Consider the following 13383-nt stretch of genomic DNA (forward strand, 5'->3'; position numbering starts at 1 on the left):
GACATAAGAATGATAATCAAAATTTTAACTTGTAATAAACTTATTCTGCTTCAATAAAGGAGTATTATAAACAGTTAGCCGGATTTAAACACAAAATTTGATTTTAAACGAGAAAAAATGATTAATTAAAAATTAATTTAATCATTTTTTTTTATCTAATTTAGCAATTGTTGGTATCTAAAAAAGGAGGTACATAATTCGCATTAATATAGGGAAATGCAATTAACACTAACTATCAATTTTAACTTATGAAAAGAGTAATACTATATTTATTAGTATACATAGGTATATTTAGTACCTACAGTCAAGAAAAGCTTACAGAATTCACACTCAAGATAGTACAAATTCCTTAAAAATTTAATAATCATAACATTACATAAAAACAATTACCAAAACAGGTTTAGTCAATATATTTCCCCAAAAATAAAACACTCCACATAATCTTAACGTAACCCAAAAGAAACCCCTGATTTCAGGGTGTATTGTTGTAAGTTACACTAATAACTTTACAGTCAACCTGTAATAAATTAGATGTTGCAAAATGAAATTAAACACTAACTAATCAATTTTTAATCTAGTTTAATCTATGAAAAAAGTAATTTTATGTTTACTAGTAGCTGTAAGTACATTTAATATTTACAGTCAAGAAAAACCCACCGATGTTGTTTACAGAAGAAGCTCTTTGTTTACACTTATGGTAACCGATCAAGAAAGACAATACGCAGATGTTATTGAAGAGGCATTTACATCGGCTGAGCTTCCAGAAAAATTTAATAATCATAACATTGACTTAAGAACAATTGCCAAGGTTTATGATGAGTCGTTATCAAAAGAAGAGATAAAAGAGGCTCAAAAAGTTGCTATTGCAGAGTATTTTTCTGCTAATAAGATTGCAAAAGCTGTAGTTGCAAAATGGTTTAACAGAAGTGAACAAGGAGGTTTTAATATGGATCTCATCTCTGAAAGAGGATCATACAACGCTACAGAATTAGATGTAAAAATTGCTAAAAACAGTGAAAGAGGACTAGCTTTATTAGCTGATGCCGGAGAAGAACTTATTAAAAATACATTTATTGTTGTTAATGATTTTAAGTATATCAGTAAAGAGGAGGTAGCTCAGACCGCCAAAAAAGGATTAGGATTTGCAGCAAGTCTTACAGGAAAAACTGGTCTAGGTTCAAAATTAGCAGGAAAAGCTCTTGATGTTGCAGGAAAAGGGTATGTGATAAAAACAACTTCAAACTTATACAAATTGATATGGAATGAAGAAACCGCTGCTATTTTTTATAATGATTATTGGACAGATGATGCTAATTTTGATGAAGCCAAAAAGAAGGCTTTTGATGATTCTGATATTTTTAAAGTAGAATTGGTAGGTACAGAAATAGCCTGGGCCGATCTGCAAAGTAGTTCATTTACTAGAAAAAGCGAAGAACAATTAGTTGCAGTTGCCACTGTAAAAGCAGTTGATGCTGTAATCGCAAAATTGCAAAGAAAATACGAAGTATTTAGAACCAAGACGCCTCTAATAAGCGGAGATCCTTTATCTGCAAAAATTGGGCTAAAAGAAGGATTAGAAGGAGGAGATAAATACGAAGTATTAGAGCAAACAATCGATAAAAACGGAAAAACATTTTATAAGCGACAAGGAGTTATAAAAGTAGACAAGAAACAGATTTGGGATAACCTCTTTATGGCTGGTGAAGAACGAGAATCTACAGAAAAAATTAAGGAATACACCTTATTCAAAGGGGGGAAAAAATATTACTCAGGAATGTTGATCAGACAAATTAATTAAGAAATTCAAACTTTATATTATGAATAAATCCATCATGAAAATAAGCTTGGTATTAATACTACTATTAAGTTTTAGTTTTAATGCCAATGCACAGAGAAAAAAGAAAATAGCAAATAAAGACACAAAAGCATGGAGGTATGATATTGAATGTGAAGGCATTGCTAAACAAGGCTCCAAGCTTGTAAAAGTTTGGTCATATTCAAAAAAACCAAAGTTCGCTATCGGTCAAGCTATGAAAAATGCTGTACATGGTATAGTTTTTAAAGGATATGCAGGAGGAGGAAATGGATGTACTTCTTTTAAACCTCTTGTAAGTAAACCCGGAGCAGAAAATGAACATGCAGCATTTTTTGATACTTTTTTTAGCGATGGCGGTGAATTTATGAAATACGTTACCGCTGCAACCGATGGTAATATAGCACCCGGTGATCGTTTAAAAGTGAGTAAAAGGGAATATAAAATAGGAGTTGTTATAAATGTTGCCACTGACCAATTAAGAAAAAAATTAGAAGCAGAAGGAATAATTAGAGCATTAAACGCTGGATTTTAAATTTAAAACAAAAGATTAATGAAAAAAAATATTATCGTACTCGTTGGGGTTTTAATGCTGACTATATCATTTGGTTTTGGTCAGGCAAAAAAACCTACTATTATGGTTGTGCCTAGTGATGTTTGGTGCAATCAAAATGGATATATGTTAGGTTTTAACAATCAAGGAACAATCGTAAAAGTTCCTGATTATAAAAGAGCATTTCAAGAAAATGCAGAGGTGCTTCAGGTAATCAGTCAAATAAATGGAATGATGGCCGAAAGAGGTTTTCCTCTTAAGAATATGGAGTCTGCTATAAAGACTTTAGAGTCTAATGCTGCAGAGGACAATATGCGTTCTTCAAAAGACACGGGAAGTGGTGTAAGTGAAAGTCCGATTGATGCCCTTAAGAAAATCACTAAAGCAGATATTATAATGCAATTAACCTGGACAATTAATAAAACCGGACCTAAAAAATCAGTTAATTTTAACCTTCAAGGGTTAGACGCATATACAGACAAGCAAATCGCAACAGCAACAGGTACAGGAGCCCCTTCATTTTCTGCAGAAGTACCAGTATTGCTTTCTGAAGCTGTATTATCACATATGGATAATTTTACCGGTTCTCTACAAACTCATTTTGATGATATGTTTGAAAACGGACGTGAAATTATTGTAAGAATCCAGAAATGGGATGATTGGGATGGTGACCTAGAAGCAGAATATGGAGATGATGACGAAGAGTTAGGAGTTATTATTGAAGACTGGTTAGCTGATAATGCTGTTAAAGGTAGATTTAACACAACAGACATGACGGCAGATATGGCTCTTTTTGAGCAAGTTAGAATTCCTCTTTTTAACGAAAAAGGCAGAGCAATGGATGCCCGAAGATTTGTAAGAAAACTAAGTAAAAAACTTAAGGCTGAACCTTATGCAATTCCTAACAAACTTGTTATGAAAGGCCTAGGAAGAGCAACCATCATATTAGGAGGCAAATAAAATTATAAAACGATGAAAAAAATATTATATATAATGCTGTTTTTTGTAGCAACCTCAATGGTAGCACAAGAAAAAAAGAATAACGATGGGATCTCATTAGCAGCATATGTACCTAGTCAAGTAGAAGGGATACCTGCTTCTGCAAAAAAAATGTTATTAAATAGGTTAGCACAAATTATTACTAAAAATGGAATTAGTAAAAATGCGTATAACTCAAGGTTTATACTAGCACCAAACGTTAGTGTGTTAAGTAAGGACATTACTGCTACAGCTCCACCAAAGACAGCATTAAATTTAAATGTTACTTTATATATCGGAGATGGTGTATCCGGGACTTTATTTGCAAGTCAATCAATCGAATTGAAAGGAGTAGGTAATAATGAAACTAAAGCATATATTTCTGCTATTAAAAGGTTATCACCTAAAAATCCTGAAATCTTAGAATTTGTTGAAAAAGGAAAAGAAAAAATCATAGAGTATTATAATGCAAACTGTTCTAACATTCTTAAAAAAGCGGCAGCATTAGAAGCTCAGAATGAATTTGATGAAGCTTTGGTTGTATTGACTAACGTTCCTGAAGCAAGTACATGTTTTAATAAGGTAAAATCAAAAATCAAGGTTCTTTATCAAAAGAGTATTGATAGAGACTGTAAACAAAAGCTTACTGAAGCATCAGCAATCTGGGCAGCAAACCAGGATATAAATGCAGCAAATGAAGCTGGAGCTATTTTGTCAACCGTAGAACCTCAAGGAGCTTGTTACGGTCAGGTAAAATCTTTATATGCAAAAATTGCCGCTAGAGTAAAGGATCTAAGTGATAGAGACTGGAACTATCAGTTAAAAGTATTAGATCTTAAGAAAACATATATTAAAGCTGCTAGAGATGTAGGAGTAGCTTATGGTAAAAATCAGCCCCAAAACGTTAAGTATAATGTAAGAGGTTGGTATTAAGATTATACATCATATACATATAAAAAAGGCTGCCTCTAGAGACAGCCTTTTTTATGTTTCAAAAACCGCTTCATAGGATAAAACTTAATACCATCTTACCATAATTATACTATACAGTATTACTATCTATTATCTGAACACCTGATTTATATCATTTTTATTAGCAAATCCTACTTCTATCTTTGAATAACCTTGTAGTTAATCATTTATGACACAATCACTTCGCATAGTAGAAAGGACCAAAGCTTTTTTTACAGAGATAGGCGATTTGTCATATTTCTCAGGACGTTTTTTTAAAGAAGTATTTACTCGACCGTTCGAGTTTCAGGAACTATTACGACAGTGCTATAATATGGGTAATCGTTCTTTACTTTTAGTTGGAGTAACCGGGTTTATTTTAGGATTGGTTTTTACGCTTCAGTCTCGACCTACTTTGATGGAATTTGGCGCAGAGTCCTGGATGCCTTCTATGGTTGGGATTTCTATTGTGAGAGAAATCGGACCCGTAATTACTGCTCTTATTTGTGCAGGACGCATTGGTTCTGGAATTGGTGCAGAACTGGGTTCTATGCGAGTAACAGAGCAAATCGATGCTATGGAAGTATCAGGAACCAACCCTTTTAAGTATCTTGTTGTTACACGTATTACAGCAACAACCTTAATGCTTCCTATATTGATTATCTTTGGAGATGCAATTGCTCTATTTGGTTCAGCCATTATCGAAAATCTAAAAGGAGCTGTCTCCTATCAATTATATTTTAATCAGGTATTTGATGCTATAAAGTATAGTGATATCATTCCTGCTACAGTAAAATCATTCTTTTTTGGATATGCGATAGGATTAGTAGGATGTTACAAAGGATATTACTGCAAAAAAGGAACGGCAGGTGTTGGTGAGGCATCAAACTCTGCAGTAGTATATACTTCAATGTTATTGTTTGTCATTGACTTCGTAGCAGTATTTCTGGCAGATATATTTTTTGAAATTTAATGAAACCTAAAAAAAACATAACCTCTGTTCTGGAGATCAAAGATCTAAGAAAAAACTTTGGCGATAATCACGTGCTCAACGGATTTAATCTACAATTATTTGAAGGAGAAAATCTGGTTGTGATGGGCAAATCGGGTTCTGGTAAATCGGTAATGATTAAATGTCTGGTGGGGTTAATGCAAGCAGATAGTGGTAGTATACAAATAAAAGGGCAGGACATTACTATTTTGGGACAGATAGAACTGGATCTACTTCGAACCGAGATTGGCTTTTTGTTTCAAGGTAGTGCTCTATATGATTCTATGACCGTTCGAGAAAATCTGGAATTTCCTTTACGTAGACATAAAGATAAATTGAATATGACAGGGCATACTGAAGCTTTAGTTATAGAAGCACTAGAAAATGTAGGTTTGGCACATGCAATTGACCTAATGCCATCAGAACTCTCAGGAGGAATGCAACGCCGAGTAGCACTGGCAAGAGCCTTAATCCTAAAGCCTAAAATTATTCTTTATGATGAACCTACGACCGGATTAGATCCAATAACCTCTAAAGAAATTATCGAATTAATGCGCAGTATCCAAAAGAAATATGGAACCTCATCATTAATCATCACACATGATGTGGATTGTGCAAGAGTGATTTCTAATAGAATTATTTTGCTCGTAGACGGAATTAATTATGCAGAGGGAACATATCAGGAATTATCTCAATCAAATGACCCCCAGGTAAAAGCTTTTTTTAAGCATTAGAGGATAGATAAAACTAAAGTGAAACGTTATGAAAAAAACAGCATCTCAAAAGTTGAAACTTGGTGTCTTTGTCTTGATTGGCACAGTATTACTTATCGCCGCATTATACTCTATCGGAAATCGAAAAAATCTCTTTGGTAGCAATATCAGAATCATGACTCAATTTACTAATGTCAACGGTCTCGAATTAGGAAATAATGTTCGGTATTCTGGTATCAATGTAGGAACAGTAAGCAAGATTAAGATGATAGACGATACTCAAATTATAGTCGAAATGCTTATTCGAGAAAATATAGGAAAACATATTAAAAAAGACGCCGTAGCAACTATAGGATCAGACGGCTTGGTAGGCAATATGATTGTAAATATTATCCCTAGGGAAAGCAAAAAATTACCTGTGATATCAGGTGACACCATCCAATCTTACAGTAAGGTAAGAACCGATGATATGCTCAGTACTCTTAATGTCACCAATGAAAATGCCGCCTTACTTACAGCAGACTTGTTAAAAATAACTACAGAAATCATTGAAGGTAATGGAACCATAGGGTTATTGATCAATGATTCTATAATGGCAAAAGACCTGAAACAAACTATATTTCAATTAAAAAATGCCAGCACAGGTGCATCACAAGCTATTACAGAACTTAGAAATATCATCTATTCTATCAATCAAGGTAAAGGTGTGGCTGGTGTTTTGTTACAGGATAGCCTATCTGGTCAGAAAATGAAAACTATTGTTGATAATCTGGAGCAGTCAAGTGCTGATATTAATCAAGTGACCAAAAATCTTACAGTAGTTCTAAAAGAGGTAAAAGAAGGAAAAGGAGCGTTACACTATCTAACAACAGATCTAAACCTGGTTAAAAATATTGACTCTACAATGAATAGCATTAAAGAAGGAACATATCGTTTTAACGAGAATATGGAAGCTCTAAAACATAATTTTTTGTTTAGAGGGTACTTTAAAAAGCTAGAGAAAGAAAAGAAAAAAGAAGAATCTTTTAAGAATAATAGCCATGAAAATTGAACATCTTGAAGAACGGGTTAATGATTATAGGAATTCTATAAAAACGGTTGTAGATAAAAGAATGCTTTGGAAAAACAAAACCAAAGATATTCTACTTAAAACCTTACAGGGAATTGTACAACAATATGATATTGGTTGGAAAGTTCAGGAATTGAGCTGGATTCATAATAACGAAGCTATAAATATTACTTTTGATTCCTTTCCTCAAGAACTAATAGATTGCACAAACCTAATACCTGCATATCAATTTTTGCCAGGAGGAGCCTTAATTTTTTCACAATCCTACAATGGTGACATTTATGTTTTTATGTTATTCCCCGAGATCGAAAATAAACCTCAAGAAAATAACATGATAGAATTAGGAGTATATACTCCAGAATCGATAACTCAAAAACTTATAGTTGAGAAAGTAGATGAATTTTTAAAAGAAATTATTAAATGGGAAGTCCCTTCTCTAAAGAATAAAGTAGGGTATTGATCCAATTCTGGATAGTTTGTTTTGATATGTATTGTTAGCTCATTAATTTGTAATCAAGAATATTAGCTTTAAAATACTTCTGCTTCCCTTTTTTAAGATCCCAGATCGCAGTCATCGTATTCGGAATCAACAATCCATTATAATCTTTATATTCTCCTACTTCTCCAATAAAATCTTCTAGTTCTGTATCTCGATATCTTTTGGTTTTAAAATGATCTATCATTCCATTTTGGTTAAATATAAAAAAGCCTTCAAGAGTATGATTATCGTTTACGATAGTAGCTTTTATCGTTCTATAATCTATAGCTTCCCACGAGATATCAGAGTTTAGGAAACCTATCGGAAACCAGATAAGTTCTCCCAGATATCGCCCTAATGAACTTTGATCTACTTTTTGACCTGTAAACAGAACTATATTTTTTAACCCCAGTACACTCACTCTTACTTCACCTTTACCATTAGTATATTTATCCCTGATTAGCATAGGTAATGCTTTGGCTTTCCAAATAAATCCAAAATTGTTAGAAGACATGTATTGTGTAGCAGAAAATGGTAACCACTTTTTTTCTGGACTCGTTCTGATCTCTCCTTTTTGGGTAAAAATAGCATTGCAGTATTTTGGTTTCCCCACAATATTCACTTTGTTAAGGTAATTTTTCATCAGATCAGGAAGGTCATCCAAGTCTTTCTGGGTGACTTTTCTATCTATTTCTCTACCTGTATTAAATAATAGTGCTCTTTCTTGTTCTACAAAAGCATTAAACAATACTATCCCTACTATGGATATCACAACGAATAGTATTAGTATACTTCCAATTATAACCAATATCATTTTTAGAATTATTTTTTATTAAAAATTATAATTAACCTATAATTCTACCATCTCCCATTTCTATAATTCGATCGGTTTTATTCGCAAAATCTATATCATGGGTAACAACCAGAAGTGACAGCCCTTCTTCATCACTTAATTGCTTAAAAACATTGAATACATTTTCAGAATTATAGCTATCCAGGTTTCCTGTGGGTTCGTCCCCCATAATGATAGCAGGATCATTTATTAAAGCCCTAGCTATGGCAACTCGTTGTTTTTCTCCACCAGAGATACGTGAGGCTCTTTTTTTGGCAAGGTGATCAATTTTAAGGATACGAAGCTTCTTCATCGCATCATACTCAATTTCTTCAATAGATTTTTCAGCTAATTTTTTGGCAGGAAGCATTACATTTTCTAATACCGAAAATTCAGATAACAAATAATGAAACTGAAATACAAAACCTATATGTTTGTTTCGTATATAAGAGAGTTTTTCTCTTTCTTGTCCCGTTATGAGTTCGTTATTCAAGTATAACCCTCCTTCATAATCTGTATCCATAGTTGATAAGATATACAACAAAGTAGATTTACCACACCCCGATTTTCCCATAATAGAGGCAAATTCTCCCTTGCTTACCTTAAAAGAAATATCTTTTAACACATGAAAAAGTACTGGTTTTCTAAAATACTTATTGATGTCTTTGGCTTCAAGAACTGTTTTCATAGCATTGTTATTGTCCCCTGATGATACGCACAGGGTCTATTTTTTTTGCTTTCCGAGAAGGTAAGTAACCTGCCAAAAAAGTTGAAATCATAGCGAATGTGATACCAATGCTATAAAACCAGGGATTGTGATTGATAGGATAAGTAGTAATTGTTGGCAATGCCTCTGTCTCAAAAGGTAACTGATCAATAAGATGAGATAGACCAAATCCAATTAACAGTCCTAAAACTCCACCAACAACACCTATGATCATGGCTTGGCTCATAAAAATCAATTGCACATCTTTTCCCGAAAAACCAGTTGCCTTTAGAATAGCGATATCATTCATTTTTTCATAAATGAACATATTTAGAATATTGTAAATACCAAAACCTGCTACAATCAATAGTGTTATAGAGACGGCATAGGTAATTAGGTTTCTAATCGTAGTCCCTGTTTCAAATTGTGCATTAGCAGTATTAATATCAATTGCTTTGAGTTTAAACTGTTGCTCTACTTTTTCTGCTAATGCGATGGATTGTTCAATATTGTGAAGTTTTACATTGATATCTGTAATATAATTTTCTGCTTCTCCCAAAATACGCTGTATAGTTTTAATAGTAGCAAAACTTTGAATGTTATCAATATCAGCAATCCCACTTTGGTATATTCCTACAATTTTTAACGGAAAAACATCTCCTTTTATAGTACTGATCTGTACTCTATCGCCAATATCAAGAGACATTTTTTTTGCAACACCCGCACCTAGTAAAATTCCATTATCATTATGTTTCAAAGCCTGGGGAGTTCCTTTAACAATGTAATCTTTGAAATTAAAAAATTCCACTTCTTTCATAATATCAACACCGGTTAGATTACCTCCTAATTCAATAGACCCTGCGATATAAAATATTTGTGACTTAATCTGTGGTATTGCCCCCCTAACCTGAGGATCTTTATTAAGATAGTTAATGATAGGAAGTGCATTATGAATTCTTTTCTGGCTTTGTTTTGGTTTAATCGAATGCACTACATTAAATGTATTTTGAAATTCACTATATAAGTCTACAGGTTGTTTTTTTGAAGGTTCAATTTCATTAAAAATATGAATGTGTGGTGTCTGATTAAGAATCAAATCATCTAGCATCTTATTCAGTCCGGTCATAAAACAAACCAAAGTAATATATGCGCCAATGCCAAAAGTTACACCCAAAGCTGCTGTCGCAGTTTGTTTGATTTTGGTAACCAGATGTGTTCTGGCAATGTTTAATATGACTTTCCAATTGGTCATTATTCGGGTTTATAGATCCAGGTGTTTTTGGTAATTCCTGATAAGATTTCTACAGTATCCATACTCTGAAGCCCAATAGCAATTTCTACTGTTCCTTTTTCAGTTTTTACTTTAGTATCATCAATCAGGTATTCTTTTGGTATCGTTAGTACTTCTTTTCTTTGAGCTATGATAACATTTGCCTCTCCAGACAATCCCGGATATAATACCTCTGGGCTTTTGTCAAAAAGAGCTTCAACCATAAAAGTCTGATTACGCTCATCCTTTTTAGGGTATATTTTACTCACTTTTGCAGTAAATACCTCTCCATTATATGCGTCCAGGGTTATTATAGCTTTTTGGTGTTTTTTAATTTTTACAATATCCACTTCATCAACTAGCATTTCGACAACAAAGACAGTAGCACTACCAACTGCTGCAATAGGTTCTATAGTATTTACAATCTCTCCGGGATTTTTATATAAGCCATATACCTTGCCATTAATTTTGCTATTAATAGTAAAGTCTTTGGTGGTTATTACCGAGGTTTTATAATTGTTTTTTGCCTGTTGTAACCGAGTCTTGAGTTCTTCTCGAGTTCTATCATACTTATTTTTCAACAGGTTCAAAGAATTTGCAGAAAGTTCGTAGGTGAGTTTTTTAGTATCATGCTCTATTTTAGAACCTATCTGTTGACTCCATAGATTTTTCTGACGACAATAATTTATAGAATCATTAGTCATTTTAAGAGTTGCTGATTTAATTTCTTCTTCTATACTACTAAGAATTGCTGCATTGCCATTATAGTTTTTTTGGGCAAGCTCAAACGATAACCTAGCATTTTCTGCATTTAACTTAGGGTTACTGTTTATGATCTGAAGCAATGGGGTTTCTTTTTTGACACTATCTCCTTCTTCTACAAGGTTTTTATCCAAAATACCATGTACCGAAGCATATACTTGATACAAGCTGTCTGGCTGGATAGTAACCGATGAATATACCAATTCTGTAATGTCTCTTACTGCAGGACGTATTTTTTCCTCTTTATCTCCACAGGATATAAGAACAGCAGTAAAAAACATCCATAATACATATTTAGACATACCTACATATTTTTATCGAATTTCGTTGAAAAGACTGATTTTCGGAATGATATTTGTCATATTTAAAAAAGATGATAGTCTTTATTTTAGCATAGAGATTAGACCAAAATACCTGCTCTAATGAAGCTCAGAAAATATGTGAATTTTACACCAATACAGAGCAGTATAGATCTAACAATTAAAAACCATAAAATACGAACAAATGCAAATCAATATTCAATTTGTACAAATGCCAACTAGTGAAACCATGGAAGGTTATGTACATGAAAAACTAAATAAATTATTCAAAAAATATGATTGGATAATTAAATCGGATGTATTTTTCAAAAAAGAAAACGACCCAAAGGGAAAAGGTAAAATCTGTGATGTAGAGTTAAGTTTACCAGGACCAAAACTATATGCTACATCTAATGAGAAAAATTTTGAATTTGCTTTTAAAGAAACACTTAGTGATTTAGAAAGACAGCTCAAAAAACGGAAACAAGAAATGAAACCATATATCTAGGCACTACATTTCTGAAATGAGTCAAAAATTTAACATTCTAAAATTCAAAAACTGACATTTGTCATGTTTTATAAACACTAACAGAATTACTTTAGCTCATGGTTAACAAATGATTTCTTTAAATTTTTAGTTAAAAAGAAATGGGTTTTGTTGTAGAAATGTAACAAAGCCACAACAAAGAAATTAACTCTATTTCTAGGTAAATAGTCCAAAACTTATATTTAGCAATAAATTGAACATTAAGGATTAATATACCAACTAATAAAATTAATTTCTTTGAAGAAAACAGGTAAGTATATACTTACCTGTTTTTGTTTTATATACACTTATCTTTAAAATTTATCGAAAATAAATAAATTTTTTATTGGTTATACCAAAATTGGGTAAGTGTCTGTTTTTAAATACAATTCAATTCTTCACTACAAGGTAACCATAGTTTTATTATGCTAAACCCTTGATTTACAGCATAAAAAGCAAATTTACAAATCAACTCAAATACAATATCAAGTATTCATTGATCGTTAATTCCCAATATACAAACACAAATTTAACTTAAAATTTACATTATGAAAACAAGTAAAATATTAAGCCTCTCGGCTTATGCATTATCTGTATTGATGTTTACCAATTGCCAAACAGAAGATGAGTCTGTAACTACAGAAATTAATCAGGAATCTCCTAAATCAGAAGCTTCTGCAGAAGTTTATCCTCTAAATGGGGCTGAAAAAACTATATCAAAAGACTTTTTTGATGTCAAAACAGAATTTAAAGAAGTAGATGGTAATCTTATCCTTGGAGATATGATATTATCTCCCGAACAGGTAGAAGAAACTAACACTTTACAAAAGGGAGTGATCCGAAGAAATAGGCACTGGCCTAAATCAGGAAATTACTATTATATTCCTTATACTGTTGACAGTAATTTATCAAACAAAGGTCGTGTAACTAGTGCAATTAATCATTGGGAAAGTAAAACCAAAATTCGATTTATAAAAAGAACAAATCAAAGAGCTTATATTCGTTTTAGATCAGGATCAGGGTGTTCTTCTTCTGTAGGAAGAACAGGAGGTAGACAAAATATCACCTTAGCTTCTGGTTGTTCTACCGGAAACACTATTCATGAAATCGGACACGCGATTGGCATGTATCATGAGCAACAACATCCCAAACGAGATAATTATGTTACTGTTAATTTTAACAACATCAAAAGTGGTAAAGCTTCTAATTTTAATAAAAGATCTTCTTCTTCGGTTAGAACCTCAACATTTGATATTGGATCTATTATGATGTATGGCTCTTACTTTTTTAGTAAAAACGGAAAGCCTACAATCGTAAGAAAAAACGGAAGTACTTTTAATGTACAACGTCGTGCTTTAAGCAGCAGAGACCTTAGTGTTATAAAACGATACTATAAATAAGAAGAAGGGTCGTTAATTAGAAAAAGGAGAGAAATATCAAAT

Annotated in this window: 14 protein-coding genes; 10 read left to right on the forward strand and 4 right to left on the reverse strand. The window is 32.6% G+C overall.

From position 1 onward, the window contains the following. Positions 1 to 586 precede the first annotated feature (586 nt). From Z054_RS27655 to Z054_RS0100820, 8 genes are all read left to right on the forward strand, one after another. Entirely contained in the window at positions 587 to 1798 is a 1212-nt protein-coding gene (locus tag Z054_RS27655) for a hypothetical protein (protein ID WP_024768199.1), read from the forward strand. Positions 1799 to 1817: 19 nt separating this feature from the next. Continuing rightward, the gene (locus Z054_RS0100790; protein WP_024768200.1) at positions 1818 to 2348 is read left to right on the forward strand and encodes a hypothetical protein; all 531 of its coding nucleotides are present in this window, start codon (positions 1818 to 1820) and stop codon (positions 2346 to 2348) included. Between the two features lie 18 nt (positions 2349 to 2366). Next, complete coding sequence (locus tag Z054_RS0100795; RefSeq protein WP_024768201.1) at positions 2367 to 3326, forward strand: DUF6175 family protein; 960 nt, start codon at positions 2367 to 2369, stop codon at positions 3324 to 3326. Positions 3327 to 3338: 12 nt separating this feature from the next. Then, a complete protein-coding gene (locus Z054_RS0100800) occupies positions 3339 to 4277 on the forward strand; it encodes a hypothetical protein (RefSeq protein WP_024768202.1) in 939 nt (312 codons plus the stop codon). 208 nt (positions 4278 to 4485) lie between these two features. After that, positions 4486 to 5268: an MlaE family ABC transporter permease gene (locus Z054_RS0100805; RefSeq protein ID WP_024768203.1), complete on the forward strand. Its 783-nt coding sequence runs from the start codon at positions 4486 to 4488 to the stop codon at positions 5266 to 5268. Then, positions 5268 to 6020 carry an ABC transporter ATP-binding protein gene (locus Z054_RS0100810; protein ID WP_024768204.1) on the forward strand — a complete coding sequence of 251 codons (753 nt, stop codon included), beginning with the start codon at positions 5268 to 5270 and terminating at the stop codon, positions 6018 to 6020. The genes Z054_RS0100805 and Z054_RS0100810 overlap by 1 nt, the downstream gene beginning before the upstream one ends. Before the next feature lie 28 nt (positions 6021 to 6048). Next, positions 6049 to 7050 carry an MlaD family protein gene (locus Z054_RS0100815; protein ID WP_024768205.1) on the forward strand — a complete coding sequence of 334 codons (1002 nt, stop codon included), beginning with the start codon at positions 6049 to 6051 and terminating at the stop codon, positions 7048 to 7050. Continuing rightward, positions 7040 to 7528 carry a hypothetical protein gene (locus tag Z054_RS0100820; protein WP_024768206.1) on the forward strand — a complete coding sequence of 163 codons (489 nt, stop codon included), beginning with the start codon at positions 7040 to 7042 and terminating at the stop codon, positions 7526 to 7528. Before Z054_RS0100815 ends, Z054_RS0100820 begins: the two co-directional genes overlap by 11 nt. Positions 7529 to 7562: 34 nt before the next feature. On the opposite strand, the gene Z054_RS0100825 is transcribed toward Z054_RS0100820, so the two are convergent. The 4 genes from Z054_RS0100825 to Z054_RS0100840 form a co-directional block, all read right to left on the reverse strand. Beyond that, a complete protein-coding gene (locus Z054_RS0100825) occupies positions 7563 to 8318 on the reverse strand; it encodes a DUF6544 family protein (protein WP_152538423.1) in 756 nt (251 codons plus the stop codon). 73 nt (positions 8319 to 8391) lie between these two features. After that, the gene (locus tag Z054_RS0100830) at positions 8392 to 9066 is read right to left on the reverse strand and encodes an ABC transporter ATP-binding protein (protein ID WP_024768208.1); all 675 of its coding nucleotides are present in this window, start codon (positions 9064 to 9066) and stop codon (positions 8392 to 8394) included. A gap of 7 nt (positions 9067 to 9073) precedes the next feature. Continuing rightward, complete coding sequence (locus Z054_RS0100835; protein WP_024768209.1) at positions 9074 to 10336, reverse strand: ABC transporter permease; 1263 nt, start codon at positions 10334 to 10336, stop codon at positions 9074 to 9076. Further along, the gene (locus Z054_RS0100840) at positions 10336 to 11418 is read right to left on the reverse strand and encodes an efflux RND transporter periplasmic adaptor subunit (protein ID WP_024768210.1); all 1083 of its coding nucleotides are present in this window, start codon (positions 11416 to 11418) and stop codon (positions 10336 to 10338) included. Before Z054_RS0100840 ends, Z054_RS0100835 begins: the two co-directional genes overlap by 1 nt. A gap of 202 nt (positions 11419 to 11620) precedes the next feature. Here Z054_RS0100840 and hpf point away from each other — a divergent pair, with 202 nt between their 5' ends. Continuing rightward, entirely contained in the window at positions 11621 to 11923 is a 303-nt protein-coding gene (gene hpf, locus Z054_RS0100845) for a ribosome hibernation-promoting factor, HPF/YfiA family (protein ID WP_024768211.1), read from the forward strand. A gap of 566 nt (positions 11924 to 12489) precedes the next feature. After that, the gene (locus Z054_RS0100850) at positions 12490 to 13341 is read left to right on the forward strand and encodes a M12 family metallopeptidase (protein WP_024768212.1); all 852 of its coding nucleotides are present in this window, start codon (positions 12490 to 12492) and stop codon (positions 13339 to 13341) included. Positions 13342 to 13383: the final 42 nt, after the last annotated feature.

Source organism: Aquimarina macrocephali JAMB N27 (assembly GCF_000520995.1).
Classification (GTDB): domain Bacteria; phylum Bacteroidota; class Bacteroidia; order Flavobacteriales; family Flavobacteriaceae; genus Aquimarina; species Aquimarina macrocephali.